This is a genomic window from Hanstruepera ponticola, assembly GCF_002940745.1.
Taxonomy (GTDB): Bacteria; Bacteroidota; Bacteroidia; order Flavobacteriales; family Flavobacteriaceae; genus Hanstruepera; species Hanstruepera ponticola.
In genome coordinates, this window is sequence record NZ_POTB01000001.1 from 2,095,730 (window position 1) to 2,115,140 (window position 19,411).

26 protein-coding genes are annotated in these 19,411 nt (G+C 32.8%); 15 read left to right on the forward strand and 11 right to left on the reverse strand.

Translation table 11 applies throughout. The features are described from left to right. Position 1: 1 nt before the first annotated feature. The 8 genes from C1S72_RS09445 to C1S72_RS09480 all read left to right on the forward strand — a co-directional run bounded on the left by C1S72_RS09445 (position 2) and on the right by C1S72_RS09480 (position 7,159). Complete coding sequence (locus C1S72_RS09445) at positions 2-631, forward strand: 4'-phosphopantetheinyl transferase family protein (RefSeq protein WP_104735354.1); 630 nt, start codon at positions 2-4, stop codon at positions 629-631. Beyond that, entirely contained in the window at positions 632-1,363 is a 732-nt protein-coding gene (locus tag C1S72_RS09450; protein ID WP_104735355.1) for a geranylgeranylglyceryl/heptaprenylglyceryl phosphate synthase, read from the forward strand. Then, positions 1,360-1,620 (forward strand): thiamine-binding protein, encoded by a 261-nt coding sequence (locus tag C1S72_RS09455; protein ID WP_104735356.1) that lies wholly within the window; start codon positions 1,360-1,362, stop codon positions 1,618-1,620. Before C1S72_RS09450 ends, C1S72_RS09455 begins: the two co-directional genes overlap by 4 nt. Continuing rightward, positions 1,604-2,236, forward strand: a complete 633-nt coding sequence (gene pnuC / locus C1S72_RS09460) for a nicotinamide riboside transporter PnuC (RefSeq protein ID WP_104735357.1) — start codon at positions 1,604-1,606, stop codon at positions 2,234-2,236. The genes C1S72_RS09455 and pnuC overlap by 17 nt, the downstream gene beginning before the upstream one ends. Continuing rightward, entirely contained in the window at positions 2,197-2,766 is a 570-nt protein-coding gene (locus C1S72_RS09465) for an AAA family ATPase (protein WP_104735358.1), read from the forward strand. Before pnuC ends, C1S72_RS09465 begins: the two co-directional genes overlap by 40 nt. After that, positions 2,767-4,317, forward strand: coding sequence for a DUF4301 family protein (locus tag C1S72_RS09470; protein WP_104735359.1), 1,551 nt, complete (start codon positions 2,767-2,769; stop codon positions 4,315-4,317). A 1-nt stretch (position 4,318) separates the two neighbouring features. Further along, on the forward strand, positions 4,319-4,726 hold the full coding sequence (gene arfB, locus C1S72_RS09475) for an alternative ribosome rescue aminoacyl-tRNA hydrolase ArfB (RefSeq protein ID WP_104735360.1): 408 nt from the start codon (positions 4,319-4,321) through the stop codon (positions 4,724-4,726). A gap of 219 nt (positions 4,727-4,945) precedes the next feature. Further along, a complete protein-coding gene (locus C1S72_RS09480) occupies positions 4,946-7,159 on the forward strand; it encodes a TonB-dependent receptor (protein WP_104735361.1) in 2,214 nt (737 codons plus the stop codon). A gap of 30 nt (positions 7,160-7,189) precedes the next feature. On the opposite strand, the gene C1S72_RS09485 is transcribed toward C1S72_RS09480, so the two are convergent. Next, positions 7,190-7,642 carry a hypothetical protein gene (locus C1S72_RS09485; RefSeq protein ID WP_162919950.1) on the reverse strand — a complete coding sequence of 151 codons (453 nt, stop codon included), beginning with the start codon at positions 7,640-7,642 and terminating at the stop codon, positions 7,190-7,192. Positions 7,643-7,787: 145 nt separating this feature from the next. On the opposite strand from C1S72_RS09485, the gene greA reads away from it, so the two are divergent. Together greA and C1S72_RS09495 are read left to right on the forward strand one after the other, a co-directional pair. Beyond that, positions 7,788-8,261, forward strand: a complete 474-nt coding sequence (gene greA / locus C1S72_RS09490) for a transcription elongation factor GreA (RefSeq protein WP_104735362.1) — start codon at positions 7,788-7,790, stop codon at positions 8,259-8,261. Between the two features lie 72 nt (positions 8,262-8,333). After that, positions 8,334-8,723 carry an HIT family protein gene (locus C1S72_RS09495; protein ID WP_104735363.1) on the forward strand — a complete coding sequence of 130 codons (390 nt, stop codon included), beginning with the start codon at positions 8,334-8,336 and terminating at the stop codon, positions 8,721-8,723. Here the strand turns inward: C1S72_RS09495 and C1S72_RS09500 are convergent. Further along, positions 8,718-9,071: a hypothetical protein gene (locus C1S72_RS09500; protein WP_104735364.1), complete on the reverse strand. Its 354-nt coding sequence runs from the start codon at positions 9,069-9,071 to the stop codon at positions 8,718-8,720. The genes C1S72_RS09495 and C1S72_RS09500 overlap by 6 nt on opposite strands. Before the next feature lies 1 nt (position 9,072). Continuing rightward, positions 9,073-10,287 (reverse strand): sensor histidine kinase, encoded by a 1,215-nt coding sequence (locus C1S72_RS09505; protein ID WP_104735365.1) that lies wholly within the window; start codon positions 10,285-10,287, stop codon positions 9,073-9,075. 120 nt (positions 10,288-10,407) lie between these two features. On the opposite strand from C1S72_RS09505, the gene C1S72_RS09510 reads away from it, so the two are divergent. The 3 genes from C1S72_RS09510 (at position 10,408) to aat (ending at position 12,615) form a co-directional block, all read left to right on the forward strand. Further along, complete coding sequence (locus C1S72_RS09510; protein WP_104735366.1) at positions 10,408-11,277, forward strand: flavin reductase family protein; 870 nt, start codon at positions 10,408-10,410, stop codon at positions 11,275-11,277. Between the two features lie 21 nt (positions 11,278-11,298). Next, on the forward strand, positions 11,299-11,676 hold the full coding sequence (locus C1S72_RS09515; RefSeq protein ID WP_104735367.1) for a DUF3127 domain-containing protein: 378 nt from the start codon (positions 11,299-11,301) through the stop codon (positions 11,674-11,676). A gap of 315 nt (positions 11,677-11,991) precedes the next feature. Next, the gene (gene aat, locus C1S72_RS09520; RefSeq protein ID WP_104735854.1) at positions 11,992-12,615 is read left to right on the forward strand and encodes a leucyl/phenylalanyl-tRNA--protein transferase; all 624 of its coding nucleotides are present in this window, start codon (positions 11,992-11,994) and stop codon (positions 12,613-12,615) included. Here the strand turns inward: aat and C1S72_RS09525 are convergent, their stop codons facing one another. Then, entirely contained in the window at positions 12,616-13,179 is a 564-nt protein-coding gene (locus C1S72_RS09525; RefSeq protein WP_104735368.1) for a DNA-3-methyladenine glycosylase I, read from the reverse strand. A 153-nt stretch (positions 13,180-13,332) separates the two neighbouring features. Here C1S72_RS09525 and C1S72_RS09530 point away from each other — a divergent pair, with 153 nt between their 5' ends. Further along, a complete protein-coding gene (locus tag C1S72_RS09530) occupies positions 13,333-13,950 on the forward strand; it encodes a thioredoxin family protein (protein WP_104735369.1) in 618 nt (205 codons plus the stop codon). Here the strand turns inward: C1S72_RS09530 and C1S72_RS09535 are convergent. The 7 genes from C1S72_RS09535 to C1S72_RS09565 all read right to left on the reverse strand — a co-directional run bounded on the left by C1S72_RS09535 (position 13,947) and on the right by C1S72_RS09565 (position 18,341). Next, the gene (locus C1S72_RS09535) at positions 13,947-14,663 is read right to left on the reverse strand and encodes a hypothetical protein (protein WP_230401610.1); all 717 of its coding nucleotides are present in this window, start codon (positions 14,661-14,663) and stop codon (positions 13,947-13,949) included. The genes C1S72_RS09530 and C1S72_RS09535 overlap by 4 nt on opposite strands. A gap of 63 nt (positions 14,664-14,726) precedes the next feature. Next, positions 14,727-15,422: a tRNA pseudouridine(55) synthase TruB gene (gene truB, locus C1S72_RS09540; RefSeq protein WP_104735371.1), complete on the reverse strand. Its 696-nt coding sequence runs from the start codon at positions 15,420-15,422 to the stop codon at positions 14,727-14,729. Position 15,423: 1 nt separating this feature from the next. Then, positions 15,424-16,218, reverse strand: coding sequence for an undecaprenyl-diphosphate phosphatase (locus tag C1S72_RS09545; protein WP_104735372.1), 795 nt, complete (start codon positions 16,216-16,218; stop codon positions 15,424-15,426). Positions 16,219-16,274: 56 nt separating this feature from the next. Continuing rightward, complete coding sequence (locus C1S72_RS09550) at positions 16,275-16,529, reverse strand: DUF3098 domain-containing protein (RefSeq protein ID WP_104735373.1); 255 nt, start codon at positions 16,527-16,529, stop codon at positions 16,275-16,277. Between the two features lie 2 nt (positions 16,530-16,531). Next, complete coding sequence (locus C1S72_RS09555) at positions 16,532-16,885, reverse strand: hypothetical protein (RefSeq protein WP_104735374.1); 354 nt, start codon at positions 16,883-16,885, stop codon at positions 16,532-16,534. Positions 16,886-16,939: 54 nt separating this feature from the next. Next, the gene (locus C1S72_RS09560) at positions 16,940-17,452 is read right to left on the reverse strand and encodes a hypothetical protein (protein WP_104735375.1); all 513 of its coding nucleotides are present in this window, start codon (positions 17,450-17,452) and stop codon (positions 16,940-16,942) included. 10 nt (positions 17,453-17,462) lie between these two features. Beyond that, the gene (locus tag C1S72_RS09565; RefSeq protein WP_104735376.1) at positions 17,463-18,341 is read right to left on the reverse strand and encodes a cell division protein FtsX; all 879 of its coding nucleotides are present in this window, start codon (positions 18,339-18,341) and stop codon (positions 17,463-17,465) included. A gap of 186 nt (positions 18,342-18,527) precedes the next feature. Here C1S72_RS09565 and C1S72_RS09570 point away from each other — a divergent pair, with 186 nt between their 5' ends. Next, complete coding sequence (locus C1S72_RS09570) at positions 18,528-19,397, forward strand: UbiA family prenyltransferase (protein WP_162919951.1); 870 nt, start codon at positions 18,528-18,530, stop codon at positions 19,395-19,397. The last annotated feature ends 14 nt before the right edge of the window (positions 19,398-19,411 follow it).

Consider the following 19,411-nt stretch of genomic DNA (forward strand, 5'->3'; position numbering starts at 1 on the left):
AATGCCTCTATATAAAACCCTTACTCCAAATTCGGATACAACTGTTAAAATTTGGAAGATAACTGAAACCTATGATGATTTGATGAAGCCTATCACCTTAAAGCCAGGGAATATGGAGCGTGTTTTAGGCATGAAAAGTGAACTGCATCAACGTGGGTTTTTAAGTGTTAGACATTTATTGGCCGAATTTGGTTATACAGATTCAGATTTATTTTATGATGAAAACGGAAAACCACATTTAAAAGATGGTAAGCATATTTCTATAACGCATTCTTTTACGTTTTCGGGTGTTGTAGTTAGTGATACAGAAGTTGGAATAGATATTGAAAAACAGCGTGAAAAAATTGGACGTATTGCTCATAAATTCATGGATTATGAATCACAGTATTTAGATTCAAATGACCATGAATACGTAAGAAAACTAACTGTTATCTGGTGTGTAAAAGAATCTCTTTATAAATTGTTTGCTACGCCAGGATTAAGTTTTCTGCAACACACATTAGTTATTCCGTTTATGATACAAGATGAAGAAACAGTAGCTTGGATTGATTATGAAAGTAAGAAGTATCGTTATAATACCACGTTTCTCGAATTCGAGGGATTCACTTGTGCCTTTGCATTGCCATCGTAAATGAAAAATATCTATAATAATATATTACAGTCGATTTCCAATGATGAAAAATTATTGGCTGTACTTATTGATCCTGATAAATTCTCAATTAGTACAGCAGAAGGTTTTCTAAATAGAGTTAATAAGTCTGTTGCTACACATATTTTTGTTGGTGGAAGTGAGGTTGAAGGACAACAAACAGGAATTTTAGTAAAAGCTTTAAGGCGTTTTACGCAATTACCAATTATATTATTTCCAGGAGATGTAACACAAGTAACTAATGAAGCCGATGGCATTTTATTTTTGTCATTAATTTCTGGAAGAAATTCGGAATATTTAATCGGGAAACATGTCAAGTCAGTTTCAAGATTGAGTGAAACAGAACTTGAAATCATTCCAACGGGTTATATGTTAATTGAAAATGGTAAGGAAACCGCGGTTGAACGTGTAACAGGTACAAAACCATTGTCCAGAGTAAATATACAGCTAATAGAAGACACTGCTAAAGCGGGTGAATTTTTAGGAATGAAGCTTATGTATTTAGAAGCGGGAAGTGGTGCAACGCATCCTGTAACTGCAGAAATTATCTCAAAAGTGAAAAAGAATATCCAAATCCCATTGATAGTTGGAGGGGGCATACGAACAAAGCAACAATTGGATGAGGCCTACAATTTTGGAGCAGATTTAGTGGTGATTGGGACTGCATTTGAGGAAAATGAATCGTTTTTTGATAGCCTAAAAAAGAAAATATGAAAATATCAGTAGAACTAACGTTAACACCTTTGCAGAATGATTTTGAACCTGCAATTATACACTTCATCAAAAAGCTACGTGCTTCAAATCTAAAGGTTCTTGAAAATCCTTTAAGCACGCAAGTTTATGGTGATTATGATGAGGTGATGTCTTTATTACAAAGTGAGATTAAAGAAGTTTTTGAACTCATTGAAAATGGTTTACTTTACATGAAAATTGTAAAAACTGACAGGCACGATTATGAACCACATTTTTGATTTTTTCTTTTCACAGTATCAAGATTATGAAACGCTTGATATTGTATTGGAAATTGTTGCGGTTATTTTTGGATTTTTATCCGTCTGGTTTTCTAAACAGAATAAAATTTGGGTGTTTCCTACAGGTATGATAAGTACTGTCATATTTGTTTATTTATTGTATAAATGGGAATTGTTAGGCGATATGATGATTAATGCTTATTATTTTATAATGAGTGTTTATGGCTGGTATGTCTGGACTCGAAAAGTAGATGCAACACATGTAACGCCCATTTCTACAACTACAAAAAAAGAAAATATCATAAGTGCTGGCATATTTTTGGCAACATTGTTATTTGTTTTTGTAGTTTATCAAATCTTTGATAAATGGACTGGTTGGGTAGCTTATGTTGATACATTTACAACAGCTATTTTCTTTGTAGGCATGTGGTTAATGGCACGACGTAAAATTGAAAACTGGATTTTCTGGATAATAGGAGATATCATATCTGTTCCACTTTATTTTTATAAAGGATTTACATTCACTAGTCTGCAATATTTAGGATTTACCATTATTGCAATATTTGGATATTTAGCATGGAAGAAGAGCTTAAACAAAAGAATAACAACTGTATAAAAGTAGTTTTGTTTGGTCCTGAATCAACAGGAAAAACAACCTTGTCCAAACAATTGGCGAGGCATTATAATTCTGTTTGGGTACCTGAATATGCTAGAGAGTATTTACAAAACAAATGGAATAACGAGAGAAAGACCTGTGAACCTAATGACTTACTACCAATTGCTGTAGGTCAAATGAAACTTGAAAACGAGCTAGCTCAAAAAACAAATACAGTGCTTGTATGTGACACTGATTTGTTGGAAACCAAGGTCTATTCTGAAACCTATTATTCTGGAACTTGCGATCCTATTCTCGAAAAATACGCATTACGTAATACTTACGATTTGTATTTTTTGACCTATATTGATACGCCATGGGAAGCTGATGATTTAAGGGATAAACCAACTGAACGTCTGGAGATGTTTAAAGCGTTTGAGCAAGCCTTAATTAAATACAACAAACCTTTTGTGTTATTAAAAGGCAATAAGGAAGAGCGCTTAAAATTAGCAGTTTCTTATATTGACAAACTATTAAATGAAAAACGTTAAATGCTTTTAGAAAAGGATAACATACAAATAGAAAATAAAGGTCTTACCGTTGGTAAGGTAAAAGACCAGATCCAGCTGTTTGAAGACGGTTTGCCGTTTGTAAATTTAGAATCTGCAGCAACCAGTGATAATGGCATTTTAAAACTATCAAATGATGAAAAACAACATTTAATCGAATTGTTTGATGTAAGAAGAAACGAAAATTCAATTCTAAAATTTGTTCCAGCTTCAGGTGCAGCAACTCGTATGTTCAAGTCGCTTTTCAAATTCATTGAAACGTTTAATCCTGAAAAGGAAACTTTAAATGCCTACATCAATAGAGAAAAAGAATCTAATCTGTCATTGTTTTTTGTGGGTTTAGAAAAGTTTCCATTCTATGGTATTGTAAAACAAGAAATGAAAAGGTATTATGCAGATTCTGAATCGTTTTCAACAGATGAACAACGTTTATATTTCGTAAAAACCATGTTGGATTCAGATAAGCTTAATTATGGTTTTTTTCCAAAAGGATTGTTGCCATTTCATACGTATAAAGGGCATATTGCAACAGCATTTGAAGAGCATTTATTTGAAGCAGCATTATATGCCTCTAGTAATAATAAAGCACATTTACATTTTACAATTTCGGAACGCTATAAAAACATCTTTGATGATGAATTTAAGCGTATTCAAGATATCGTAGAGCGTAAAACAAACACAAAATTCTACATATCTTTTTCGTATCAAAAGGAATCGACCGATACTATAGCTGTGACACCAGAAAACAAACCTTTCCGTTTAGAAGACGGCAGTTTATTGTTCAGGCCTTCTGGTCATGGTGCCTTATTACAGAATTTAAATGAGCAGGATGCTGACATCATTTTCATAAAAAATATTGATAATGTCGTCGTGTTTAAATACGAGCGAGAAGTTGCCAATTACAAAAAGGCACTTGCAGGCTTATTGGTTTCACTTCAAAAAAAGGCATTTGATTATTTAAGGCAGTTAGAAAACGAATCAATTACTGAAAACAGTTTAATTATAATTGCTGAATTTTTGAGTAATAAGCTTAACACAAAAATATCAAGCGAATTTGAGAAGTACTCTAAAAAATATCAAGTAGAATATTTAAGAACAAAATTAAACAGACCTATTCGTGTATGTGGTATGGTTAAGAATGAAGGAGAGCCGGGAGGTGGTCCTTTTTGGGTAAAGGATGAAAGCGGCCAGGTTTCATTGCAAATTGTCGAGTCTGCTCAAATAAACAAAAAAGATAAGAGGCAGAAAGACATCCTTAAAAATGCAACACATTTTAATCCTGTAGATTTAGTTTGCGGTATCAAGGATTATAGAGGAAATAGATTTGATCTTGAACAATTTGTAGATCCTAAAACGGCTTTTATAACCATGAAAACCAAGACAGGAAAAGAACTAAAAGCACTAGAGTTACCTGGACTTTGGAATGGTAGTATGGCTAATTGGAATACCATTTTTGTTGAGGTTCCACTAATTACCTTTAATCCTGTAAAAACGGTTACTGATTTGTTAAAACCAACTCATCAAATCAAATAACATGTTTGATGAAGAACTTTTAATATCTGAATTACAATTTAAAGCTGTAAGAAGTTCTGGAGCAGGAGGACAACATGTAAATAAGGTGTCTTCAAAAGTCGTTTTAAATTTCGATTTAAATAATTCTCAAGTATTTTCAGAAGAACAAAAAGTCTTGCTATTTAAAAATTTGGCAACCCGATTAACTTCTGAAGGTGTGTTAATTCTTCAAAGTGATGAAAGTCGCAGTCAGCATAAAAACAAAGAATTTGTCATTAAACGATTTTTAGAATTGATAAAACAAGGATTAATCGTTCCAAAAAAGCGTAAGCCAACAAAAACTCCCAAGTCGGTTAAACTTAAAAGGCTTACAAATAAAAAGCAACAGTCTGAAAAAAAAGCAAATAGAAAGCCTCCAAAGTTAGAGTAAATATTAATCATTCTTCATTGTTAATTCTTCATTGTTAATTATCTTTGCAGCGTTCTCAAAAAAGGGGTGCCTATTATCGGCTGAGATCATACCCATTGAACCTAGAACAGGTAATGCTGTTTAGGAATTTTTAATTGTTATGCTGAGCTTGTCGAAGCATCTAATATTTTATTAACCAAAGAATAATGACCTCTTTTTATTCGATTTTAATTAATCGTAATGAAAAATTTATTCACAACCATTGGTTTTTTTGTTTTTACCATGAGTCTTTTTGCTCAAGAAAAACCTAATGAACAACAAAACGACTCTACGAATCTTGAAGTTTTAAATGAAGTTATGGTGAGTGCTGTACGTGTTAAAGCGACATCACCAATAACGCATTCAAATATATCCAAAGAAGAGATTCAAGAACGTAATTTAGGACAGGACATTCCAATTTTGTTAAACTACTTGCCTTCAGTTGTTACAACTTCAGATGCTGGAGCAGGCGTTGGTTATACAGGTATACGTGTTCGTGGTATAAATGCACAATCAACCAATGTAACTATTAATGGTATTCCATATAACGATGCAGAATCGTTAGGAACATTTTGGGTGAATTTAGGCGATTTTGCCTCTTCTGTTGAAAGTTTACAATTACAACGTGGTGTTGGAACATCAACAAATGGATCTGGAGCTTTTGGAGCGAGCATTAATGTATTGACCGATGCCATTTCTGAAAATGCTTTTGCAGAATTTGCTAATTCTTTTGGAAGTTTCAATACGCATAAGCATACTTTAAAGTTTAGTACAGGTTTACTAAACGATCATTTTGAAGTTGCGGGTCGTTTATCAACTATTCAGTCTGATGGTTACATTGATCGCGCGACTTCTGATTTAAAATCCTATTTCCTACAAGGTTCTTATGTAGATGATAATCGCTTAATAAAGCTGATAACATTTGCTGGTAAAGAACGAACCTATCAATCGTGGAATGGACTTGAAGATTTAGAAAAGCTTGAAAACGATAGAACCTATAATACGGCTGGCGAATATACCGACGAAAACGGGAATATTCAGTTTTATGAAAACGAAGTTGACAATTACCAACAGGATCATTATCAAATACACTGGAACGAACGCTACAATAACTATTGGTCAACAAATTTAGCCTTAAACTACACGTATGGTCGTGGCTATTTTGAACAATATAAAGAAGATGAACCTTTCGCTGATTACGGATTAAATGATGTTGTAATAGGTAGTGAAACAGTAACTGAAACTGATTTAGTAAGAAGACGCTGGTTAGATAATGATTTCTACGTTGTAAATGCCAATGCAAATTATAAAAAAGATGGTTTAGATGCCATTTTTGGAGGCTCTTATAGTTATTACGATGGGGACCATTTTGGAGAAATTATTTGGGCGCAATTTGCAAGTAATAGTATGAATACTGACAGATATTACGAAGGAAATGGAACAAAAACAGACTTAAGTTTCTTTGGTAAAGCAAATTACAGATTAAATGACAAGATTAGCTTGTTTGCAGATTTACAGTTGCGTTTAGTGGATTATAAAACAACTGGGTTAACATCAGATAGAGTGCCTTTACTAGTTGATGAAAATTATAGTTTTTTTAATCCAAAAGCAGGTATCACCTATACCATAAATGGTGCTAATAGCTTGTATTTTTCGTATGCAAGAGCAAACAGAGAACCAAATAGAGATGATTTTGAAAATAACGATACCGTTAAGCCAGAACAGCTAAATGATTTTGAGTTAGGTTGGCGTTACAATACAGATAAGTTTAGAATATATGCTAATGCTTATTATATGCTATACAATGAACAACTGGTCTTAACAGGACAACTTGATAATGTAGGAAATCCAGTTCGTACCAATAGTGGTGAAAGTTATCGTTTAGGTTTAGAAATAGAAGCAGCTATTCAATTAGGAAAAAAGTTTGCTATTCAGCCAAACCTAACCTTAAGCTCCAATAAAAACAAAGAGACTATTACATCTTTTAACGGTGAATTGGTGAATTTAGGAAAAACAGATATTTCATATGCTCCAAATATAATTGTTGGTAATGCATTCGTTTTTCAACCTATCTCAAATTTGCAAATGTCGTTATTAAGTAAATATGTTGGAGACCAATTTATGAGCAATACCGAAGCCGAAGCCTCAAAATTAGATAGCTACTTTGTAAACGATTTTAATATTAATTATGAGTTATCGTTTAAAAGAGACGAGGAGACTCAACCGTTTCTAAAATCCATTGTTTTTACAGGATTGGTAAATAACCTCTTTAATGTGAAGTACGAATCTAACGGTTATTATTATACCTATGATGATACGTGGTCAAACCCACCACAAGTCACAACTATTGAAGGAACTGGTTTTTACCCACAAGCAACCATAAATTTTTTATTAGGAGCTACTTTGAAGTTTTAACATAATAGTGCGACCATCAGGTCGCGCTATTTAATTATTCCAAACTCTTATAATATCACCAGTTTTTTCAACAAAATAGCGTTTTAAGCCATAAGAGCCAGTTGTGCCTTCTTGAGGTTGTCCTGTTAGAATATCATAGGTTTTTGAATCGTCACAATCACAAGTAGCTAATACGCCTTCAACGGTCAAAGTAGAGCATGTGCGCAAGGCATGATTAGGATCACTCAATTCAAAAGCATTATAGTTATTACCTCCTGCATAATAAACAACTACTCCATTAATACCATAATTGGAGTTTAATATCACGTAATTATTTGGGAATAGCAAATCAGTATACGGTATCAAAGTAGTGTTTATTAGATCACCTGTATTAAACGAATAATTTGGCAGGTACTGGTTATTGTTGTTATTATTGTCATCATCATTATTCTTACATGACCATATTAAACAACAACATATTAAAAGGATTAGGACGTTTTTCATAACACGCAATTTTGGTTGCAATTTACAACAAAAAGTAAAGAGAGTTGAATTTTTTGTATATTTGCATAGTAATCTCGTGAAAGCGGGATTTTTTCGTTAGTCCCGAACATGATTCGGGTCTTTTTAATATATAAACGATGAAGTTATGAGTAAAGTATCCTATTACACAGCAGAAGGGTTAAAAAAATTAAGAGACGAGTTAAGACAATTAAAAGATATTGAACGCCCTCGTGCTTCCCAAGCTATTGCAGAGGCAAGAGATAAAGGTGATTTAAGTGAAAATGCTGAATACGATGCTGCTAAAGAAGCACAAGGTATGTTAGAAATGAAAATTTCTAAATTAGAAGAAACCTTGGCTGGTGCACGTTTAATTGATGAATCGCAATTAGATAATTCTAAAGTATTAGTGCTATCAAAGGTGAAGATTAAAAACCAAACTAATGGTATGGAAATGACCTACACGTTGGTGGCTGATGGTGAAGCTGATTTGGCTTCTGGTAAAATATCTGTTAATTCACCTATAGGGAAAGGTTTATTAGGAAAATCAGTTGGTGAAGTTGCGGATATTCAGGTACCTAATGGTGTTATGAAATTTGATATTTTGGAGATTTCTAGATAATATTAAACTAAATAATAATTAAAAGATTCCTGTCCTGCAGGAATCTTTTTATATTTACATAAACCTGAAATTATGGCATCAATCTTCACAAAAATCATTAATGGTGAAATACCTTGTTATAAAATTGCTGAAACCGACAAGTTTTTTGCTTTTTTGGATATAAATCCTAATGCTAAAGGGCATACTTTATGTATTCCAAAACAAGAAGTTGATAAATTATTCGATTTAGATGATGACATCTACTTGGAACTCATGGCTTTTTCAAAATCAGTCGCGCATGCTATAAAAAAAGCGGTTCCGTGTAAACGTATAGGTATGACGGTTATAGGATTGGAAGTACCACATGCTCACGTACATCTAATTCCATTAAACACGATGGAAGATGCACGTTTTTTAAGCAAAGAAAAACTCACTGATGAACAGTTCAAAGAAATTGCTTCTGCTATAAAAGCACATTTATAAACTGTCTTTTAGAAAAAACAAAGTCACTCCTGCTATTAGAAGCGCTACAGTGATTCCAATAAGTAACCAAGCTTTCTTTTTTAATTTGAAAGTATCTTTTTTTGGAACAAACGCACGTTGGTGATAGTTTACTACACGTTCAATATCTTCTGTCCAGCTTACAGGATATATTGTTGTATTACAAGTTTTACAATTTAAAATATGCTTGGTTTCTTGGGTAATGGACTTATAAAAATTTGATTCTTTAAACTTTTGTTTAAAAGTTAAATGTAAACCATCATTACTATAACATTCAGGGCAGTTGTTTTTTAGAGCAACTTCTTTTATGGTAATAAATTTTTCAGCCATATTATAATGATTTTAATTCAATTTGCATGGTTGTTCCCTTGCTGGGTTCAGAGTGTAGAACCTTTATTTTTCCTCCATGGAATTCTTCAATAATCCGTTTTGCTAATGATAATCCCAATCCCCAACCGCGTTTTTTAGTAGTATAACCAGGTTCAAAAATAGTTCTAAATTGTTTCTTTGAAAGTCCTTTTCCGGTGTCACTAATTTGGATTTTTACATTTTGTTCCAATTGGACAATTTCAATAATCAATTGCCCTTTGCCTTTCATGGCATCAATGGCGTTTTTAACCAAATTTTCAATCGTCCAGCTATAAAGTTGTCTGTTTAGTTGCACATAAATAGCTTCATCTGGAGCTTTTAATTCAAACTCAATTAAATCAGATGAGCGTGCTTTTAAATAATCATAAGAATCAATAGTTTCTTTAACTATATCAGATTTTTCTAATGTGGGTAAAGATCCAATTTTACTGAAACGTTCAGTTATGGTTTGTAAACGACTAATGTCTTTTTCAATTTCAACAATGTATTCTGGGTTTACATGTTCAGTTTTTAGTATTTCAGTCCACCCAATTAGCGATGATAAGGGTGTCCCAATTTGATGTGCCGTCTCTTTTGCCATACCAGACCATAATTTATTTTGTGTGGCGATTTTTGAACTACGGTAAAAGAAATATACCACAGCTGCAAATAAAATAATAATCAATAATAGTGCTAATGGATAGTATTTAAGTTTGTTTAGTAGCGGTGAGTTCCCATAGTACAGTACATAGTTTTGATTCTCAATCTCAATAGGATCGTTTTCGCTTTCAAACTGTCTTATTAAGGGTCTCACATTGTTGTAAACATAAGTTGAATCCTCAACTTGACTAATATAAATGGAGTCTTTATATTTATTTTGACCAATGTTGCTGTATGTTAGAATGTTGTATTCATCATCAACAATTATCATAGGAGTTGTAGTATTACTACCAAGTATTTTCCACATCAAGTCTAAATTCACATCAATATTGGAATTGATGTTTTCATTTATGGGCGCATCATAAATAATTTTCAAATATTCAGTTTGTGCCGCAGACCAAATTTCCATTTTGGTTCGTTCTTCAGCTTTAAACTTTTGAAAAAACACATAAGTATTCCATAGAATTAGTGAAATAATTCCGAAGGAAGCAATAACAATTATCCAACGAGTAAGGTTGCGATGTTTAGAAAAAATCATAGCGTAATTTACAATCTGTAATATAATGTAAATCTGTTAATAATATTGTGCGATAAGTCAATCAAATCATTTTTAGTTCATTATCATATTAATTACATTTGTGCAAATTAATAAAGATTCATGACATCTTACGATCCTAAAGCATTATCAACAGGTAAACTGCATAGTTATTTATTAAGTGCTGTGGCACCAAGGCCTATTGCCTTTGCCAGTACTATGGATAAAAACGGTAAGCCTAATTTGTCACCATTTAGCTTTTTTAATGTCTTTAGTGCTAATCCACCTATCTTAATTTTTTCACCTGCAAGACGCGTGAGAAACAATACAACAAAACATACGTTAGAAAATGTATTGGAAACTAAAGAAGTGGTAATTAATGTTGTTAATTACGACTTGGTACACCAAGCTTCTTTGAGTAGTACTGAATATGCTGAAGGAATCAATGAATTTGAAAAAGCAGGTTTGCATATGTTGGAGTCTGATTTAGTAAAGCCCTTTCGTGTTGCTGAATCACCTATTCAGTTTGAATGTAAAGTAAATGATGTTATTTCTTTGGGAGAAGAAGGAGGTGCTGGAAATCTGGTCATATGTGAAGTCGTTAAGTTACACATTGATGATGAGGTTCTGGATGCTAATGGGCATATTGACCAAGTAAAGTTAGATTTAGTAGCTAGGGCTGGAGGTAGTTTTTACAGCCGTGCTAAAAGTGGTTTTTTTGAAATCCCTAAACCACTATCAACTTTAGGTATAGGTGTTGATGGTCTTCCTGAACATGTAAGAAATAGCATGATTTTAACAGGTAATGATTTGGGTATGTTAGGTAATGTTGAAGAATTGCCTAGCGAAGAATCGGTTAAGGAGTTTGTAGCATCAATTAGTGAGCGTTACCCAAATATTTCGGCTGCATCACATAGAGAAAAACATAAATTGGCACACAACTATTTAAGCTTTGGCGATATAGTAAGTGCCTTAAAAATATTATTATCATAACACAGAAAATTAGAACTTAAAATGGAAGTACAAGGTAGAATTAAGGTTATTGGAGAAACGCAAACCTTCGGATCAAACGGATTTAGAAAAAGAGAGGTGGTGGTTACAACTGAAGAACAATACCCACAGCATATTATGGTAGAATTTGTTCAGGATAAAACCGATTTATTGAACAATTACCAAGTGGGGCAACAGGTTAAAATAAACATTAATTTACGTGGTAGAGAATGGGTGAATCCACAAGGAGAGACCAAATATTTTAACTCCATTCAAGGATGGCGTATTGAAGCTTTACAAGCAGATAGTTCAAACCCAGAAATGCCACCTGTGCCACCAGCAGAGGCTTTTGAGCCTGCTAGCAACATAAATGAAGACGATCACGACGATTTACCTTTTTAAATCGTGTTCCTTTATTTCGAGTGTGCCATCTGTTGTTGGTATACATTGAGAAGTATTGTAATGAGTCTTTAATTTAAACTCAAAACCCAGCTCAAAAGGTTGGGTTTTTCTATGAAAAAAGCCTTGTGAAAACAAGGCTTTAGTTTTGTGGTTTTAGATTTGACCTTTATAAACAAACTCAAAAAAAGCAATGATGAACAAAATTTATTGCACAAAGGTCTCCGTAAAGATGCTAAAAAAAGTTGTATTTTCAAAGTCAAATATTGGTTTCACTGTCATGTTTTGGCAGCTAAACAACATGTTTTCAATAGGTTTATGTATTATATAGGGCGTGATATAAAATTTTCTAATCCAAGAGAGGCAAGTAAAGATGGCCTGATTGGTGTTGGAGGTGATTTATCGGTTGAGCGTTTGCTTTTAGCTTATAGAAAAGGTATTTTTCCTTGGTTTGAAAAAGAGCAGCCTATTTTATGGTGGTCTCCAGATCCTAGGTTTGTATTGTTTCCAGAAAAACTAAAAGTGTCTAAGAGTATGAAGCAAGTTCTACGTAATTCAGATTTTGAAGTAACCGTAAATAAAGATTTTAATAAAGTAATTAAGGAATGCTCACAAGCCAATAGAAATGGCCAATCAGGGACTTGGATAACTCATGACATGATTGAGGCTTATATTCAATTTCACAAATTAGGTTATGCCAAATCTGTTGAGGTTTGGTTAAATTCTGAATTGGTCGGAGGGCTTTATGGCGTTGACTTGGGTAATGGTATTTTTTGTGGTGAAAGCATGTTTACAAAGGTGAGTAATGCTAGTAAAGTAGGCTTTATAACCTTTTTTAAAAACTCTGATTACAAGCTGATAGATTGCCAAGTTTATACCAATCATTTGGCGAGTTTAGGTGCTGAAGATATTTCTAGAAATGAGTTTTTAAAACAGTTATAGTCACACTTCGTTATATCTAAAACAATTTATCTCGTGGTCATTAACCATGCCAGTTGCTTGCATATGGGCATAGATAACGGTACTACCCACAAACTTAAAACCACGTTTTTTTAAATCTTTACTTAAAGCATCCGAAATTGCAGTTGTGGCAGGAGCATCTTTATAATTTTTGATTTTATTCTTAATGGGTTTATGGTCAACAAAAGCCCAAATGTATTTGGAGAAAGAGCCAAATTCATCCTGAATTTTTATAAAGGCTTGGGCGTTGGAAACAGTTGCATGTATTTTGAGTTTATTTCTGATAATACCAGCATCTTGTAACAAGCTATCAATTTTAGGCTGCTTGTAATTGGCAATTTTTTTATAGTTGAAATTATCAAATGCTTTTTTGAAATTTTCGCGTTTTCTTAAAACTGTAATCCAACTTAATCCAGCCTGAAAAGTTTCTAAAATTAAAAATTCAAAGATAGTTGCGTCATCATAAATGGGAACACCCCATTCTTGATCATGATAGGCTTCATAAAGCGCATCACCAATACACCAACCACATCTATGTTTTGTCATATTTTGTAAGATTTTGATATAAAGTTAGACATACATATGATATAAATCATATTTGCAGCCTAAAATTCAGATTACTTTTGCTGTCTAAATGTAACAAGAGTTACTAAAATAGTGAGTTATTGGCGGTAATTTTGTAAAAGAAAAATTAAATATATGGAAGTCATTCAAACAACATCAATGGATATTATTGTTTCAGCTTTATCGAATAGTATAACCTACCAAGACTATAGAGAAAAGGTTAAGACGCTAGTCGAAAATAATTCTACAACTGGTGATGACAAATCTGAAGCTATGGTAAATTATACCATGCTAAATGATAGACGTATGAAGCGTTGGGACAAAACAGTAAAGGTGTCAGATGAGGTTAAGAACCGATTATCAAATTTTTCAGGAGATGTTACCTGGTTGGTTATTACAGAGAGTTGGTGTGGCGATGCGGCTCACGTAATTCCGGTAATAAATAAAATAGCCGAGTTGCACGATGGTATTGATTTAAAATTAGTTTTAAGAGACGAAAACGATGCTTTAATGAATCAGTTTTTAACTAATGGCGGAAAAGCTATTCCCAAATTGATTATGATTGATAATGCTACTGGACAAGTGATAGATACTTTTGGACCACGACCCAGCGAAGCAACCAAAATGGTAAATGATTATAAAGCAACTTTTGGCAAATTAACACCAGAATTTAAAGAAGATTTACAACGTTGGTACAATCAAGATAAAGGGCAAACTGCTATAGAAGATTTACTGCAATTGCTCTGTCTTTAGTGCTTTCCTTCAAAATAAAAAGTAATAGACCCTAATTGTGATTTTTTAGAAGCATCTGAACTAAAACGGGCATTATTGGCATATTCAATGGCATGATCTTTTAGGCATTGATTATCAATTGAAGCAACTTCGTTTATTGAACTATTGGTGACTTTTCCAAGAGAGTTCACGGTAATATTGACAACTATTTTACCACCTGATTCACAAAGGTAAACAGGAGTAGGTAAATACCTATGTGTTCTGTTAACCAAAGAATAATGCATAGAACTTTCCTTATTCACTGACTGCTGACTTATATTACTCTGCTGTTTTTTTAATAAGGAGTTTACATCATTAAAGGATGACAAAACATCATCATCAATTTCAGGTTGTGATGTGCTAGTTTCATTTAGGCCATCATTATTTACTTCTTGATTTTCAGAAGGTGTATATTTATAGTCTTTTGGAGGTGCAATAGGCTGATAAGCTTCAGCAAAACGCTTATAGTTTTCAGTCTCATTAAAGGCTTTATTAGTTTCAGCCGTGGCTTGTTCTTCAGCCTGAGCTTTTTCTAGTTCTTCTTGTATTAGCTCTTCTTCTGTTTTGGGTTCTACTAGATAATAACTTTCGGTTAAATAAGGGTTTTGTTGTTTTAAATGAAAGCTAAATAAACCCATAACCAAAGATCCAGCAAGCAGTCCGGTTAAGAGTAAAGATTTATGTTTATCAGTCAAATTCAAAAACTAAAATATTGGGCTAAACACCAGGTGTTGTAATGTAATATACGGAAAAAAGTATTATTTGGTTGTTAAGCCTTTTATAAAGGATTCTGGAGTTAGCGCATTTTTAACAGAGAAATCACCAATTTTGGTACGCCTTAAAACCGATAAATGCGCTCCTGAATTTAGTGCTTTTCCAAAATCATGGGCCAAAGAACGAATGTAGGTTCCTTTACTGCAAACCACTCTAAAATCAATAGTATTAACATCAATATTGGTGATTTCAAATTCTGAAATAGTAACGGTTCTTGGTTTTATCTCAACTTCTTCGCCAGCTCTTGCAAACTCGTATAAGCGTTTACCATCTTTTTTTATTGCTGAAAATACAGGAGGATATTGTTCGATATCACCAATAAATTGTTGCGTGGTATCGTGAATCAATTTTTCAGATATGTGATTAGTTGGGAAAGTTTTATCAATTTCAGTTTCTAAATCATACGAAGGCGTGGTGCTACCTAAAACGAAAGTGCCTGTATATTCCTTTTCCTGACCTTGAAAGATGTTGATTTGCTTGGTCATTTTACCCGTACAAATAACCAGTAAACCAGTTGCCAATGGGTCTAAAGTTCCGGCATGACCAACTTTTATTTTCTTGATGTTAAGGGCATGACGAATTTCCCATCGCAATTTATTGACCACTTGAAAGGACGTCCAATTCAAAGGCTTGTCAATCAATAAAACTTGACCAGATAGAAAGTCGTCGGCTGTTTTCATACTAATTAACTAAAGTATAGATAATGGCTCCCAAACCAACAATTAGACAGTAAATAGCAAAATAAGATAATTTACTTTTTTTAACCAACGATATCATCCAAGTGCAAGCAAACAAACCAGCAATAAAAGCTGCTATAAACCCAACGCTTAATGATGTAAAGTTTGATGCTTCATAGGTTAAATCACCACTAAAAATATCTTTAGCAATTTTCCCAAAAATTAAGGGTACTACCATTAAAAATGAGAAGCGTGCTGCTCGTGTTTTATCATTTCCCAATAAAACGGATGTTGAAATGGTTGCTCCAGATCTTGAAATACCAGGAAGCATGGCTATTGCTTGCGAAATACCAATAACAAAAGCATTTGCAAATGTAACTTTTTTGTAAGTGTCTTTTGCTTTGTCAGCAAGTAAAAGCAAAATAGCAGTAACCAATAACATAAAGCCTACCAACATAATATTGCCGCTAAATAACTGTTCTAATTCGTCCTCAAAAAACAAACCAATAATAACAGCAGGAATCATGGATAAGGCAATTTTTGAAACAAATTGCAAATCTTCATTCCACTCCAATTTCATAACACCTTTGAGTATCAACCAAATGTCTTTTCTAAATACAACCATAGTACTTAAAGCTGTTGCAAAATGAAGAACAACAGTAAATAATAAACTTTCTTTAGGAATGGAATGGTCGCCAAGAATGGCTTTACCAATTTCTAAATGTCCACTAGACGATACTGGTAGGAATTCAGTAAGGCCTTGAATGATGCCTAAAATTATCGAATCAATGATATCCATGAGGCAAAAATATCAAAATACACTTACCAAAGGATAAAGTTGAAAGAAAATAAGTGTTATTTCTTATTCGGATTTAAAAGAATAGCATAAACCTCAATACCAAAACCTAATAAAACCAATCCTGGAGCCAATCGGATACGTCTCCAGTTAAAAATTTCTGGGTTAAAAACGTTTGGATCGTCACTGCCACCGCCAGACATCAAAATAAAGCCCAGTGCAATAACTCCTAAACCAATAAGCATGAATTTATAATTCTTTTTCCCGAATATAAATTCAGTCTTTGCAGCTTCTTTACGTTTTTGTTCTCCCATAATTAATCGAATTCAGTATAAATAATGTCATCACCTACAGCGAGTTGGGCAATATGCTCTGAAGTACCCAACCACAATTTAGCTAAATGCAAAGTAACAGTTTTATTTAAAACTTTTGCGTTAAGAGAATCTAAATTTAATCCGCGTTCCAATCCACGATTTATATAATAATTGTCACCACCACTGTCTTTAAACACAATATCATTTGAAGCAATTCCTGAAATACCGACAATTGTTTTGGTTTCAACGACACATTTTTCAGGTTTTGGGTCTTTAATCAGTGAAGTTATAGCGACAAGCCCAAAAAAACCGACACAAAAGGCAAGAATCATGTAAATAATAGTGCTTTTTTTCATGATAAAGAATGTTGATTAGTCAATACTTGAACGATAAATATCCCTAATTATTTTTCAACTAAAGTCAGGACAATATATTTCATTGGTCAAATTTAAGTTTTCAATTAAAAAATCGATTACTTTTTCTGCATTTTCCTTTTTTTTGAATCCAATCACTTCAGTTTTTTCAGTATGAGATTGATTGAGTAGGTATATATAAAACTTATAGAAACTATGAACACCTTGAGGGGAGGCTAATCCAAATGCTGGCATTCCATGAGCTCTTTTTAGTCTTAAGATAGAAACTATAGGTTGGTTGTTAATATTAACCTTTTGTTTATATATCAACAAACCCAATAGAAAGTATCCTTTATAGATAGTATTATCAATAATAAGAAGGCCTGATTTTAAAAATATGATTGATAATATTAAGATGGAAATTATTGGTGTAAGAAAGTAAAGGAGATACTTATATGAAAAATCTTTATTTATTAATAAAAGAGAAACCCCAAGTATAACCAATAAAATAAACGATAAATGTAATTTTTGAATGAGATCTAATTTATACTCAACGATTCTTTTTTGCATATTCTAATCACTAATAATACAACTGATCTGTTTTCAAATTTAAGAAACGTTGTGTAGCAATAAAGGTACTTATCCAGGTAATAATAATACCCAGCATAAATACACCTACAAACAATACAACCAATAAAACCGTATTGTTCATTAAATTTAATTCTGGAAATGTTTGGTTTACATAATATAAAACCACAGCCATTCCAATAAGTGCTAAAATGGCCCCAATCATACCTAAACGAACACTTTTCCATACAAAAGGACGTCTAATAAATTGTTTAGTAGCGCCAACCATCTGCATGGTTTTTATTGTGAAACGTTTCGAGTAAACAGACAAACGTATGGAACTATTTATTAATAGAACAGCGATTACTGTAAACAACCCACTGATTACTAAAATCCAAAAACTTATTTTCTTGACGTTGTTGTTCATTAAGGTAACCAAATCATTATCATAGCGTACTTCATCCACAAAGCTTTTCGTTAAGGCTTCTTCCGAAATGACTTGTAAGCGTTCTTCAGTCACAAAATCGGCCTTAACATGTACATCTATAGAATTTTGCAACGGATTATAACCTAGGAACTCCATAAAATCTTCACCATTTTCAGCTTTAATAGATTCTGCCGCTTGCTCTTTGGAGACAAACTCCGTAGATTTTACATATTCCGAAAGTGCTAAACTTTTTTCTAGCTGCTTAATTTCGACATCTTTAGCCGAATCTTTCAAATAAATGGTCAACACCACTTGTTCTTTGAAATGGTCAGATACTTTTTTAGCATTTATTACCAACATACCTAATAAACCTAATAAAAATAATACCAAGCCAATACTCAATACAACTGAAAAATATGATGAAATTAGTCTGCGTTTTTGATACTTATCAAAAGATGAACTCATATAAACGTTTGTTAATGATGTAAAAATATAAAACAATTTGAAACAAAACTTCAAAAGACAAAAGTCTTTTGATATCAGTAAAATTGTCATTCTCACGAAAGTGAGAACCATTTGTTAATCTTTAAACGTTTAAACTTTCAACATTGTTATAATAAGCTTAAATTTGAGTTATAAAAGATCCCCAATTTGAAATTTTCACTTCAAGATTTAAAAATTTCTAGACCAGGTTTATGGTTTCCAACAATTTGGATTTATTTAGTTCCTTTCAATCTTCAAGATGAGTTTTGGATGTCCTTAAACTTTTGGATTGGATTATTATTTGTTACGTTTCCACTAAACTATTTAGTCTACGGGTTTAACGATTATAATGACACCTATGCCGATAAGGTCAATAACAGAAAAGGCAACTTTTTGTTTGGTGCTAAATCTACTAAAACGCAATTAAAAGGGGTTCCTCTTAAAATAGCCTATATCATTGTACCATTTATAGCTTACTTTTCCATAATTAGTGGTTGGGAAATGTTCGGGTTATTGGTTTTTATGATTTTAATTAATTGGGTGTATAATTTCAAACCATTTAGAATAAAAGAGCGGCCACCTTTTGAAATAATAATACAAATAGGCTATGTGTTTACAGCATTTTTTAGTGTATTATTAAATGAGTTAGAGATGCTGCCTTGGCAAACTATTTTATACTTAACATTGTTTGCATTTCAAGCGCATATTGCAGGAGAAATAATGGATATTGAACCGGATTTAAAATCAGGAAAACGAACGACTGCCACAATAATAGGTAGAAAAAACACCAAGCTTATAATGCTGTCAATACTATTGATTGAAGTTTTTATTTTATCTGTTTGGTTTCAAGATTTTGTGCTTGCTGGATTCTTGGCCGTTTTTTCATTATGGCTGATACTAGATACATTCATTTTTTTTAAATCGAAACCCTATACGGTTAAACAAATGAAACTCTTTGGAATAGCTATGAATGTCTCTGCTATATTATCTATGATTTGGATTTTATATTCTGGGAAACTTATGCATCCTGTTTTTTGATTACACTTCCTTTT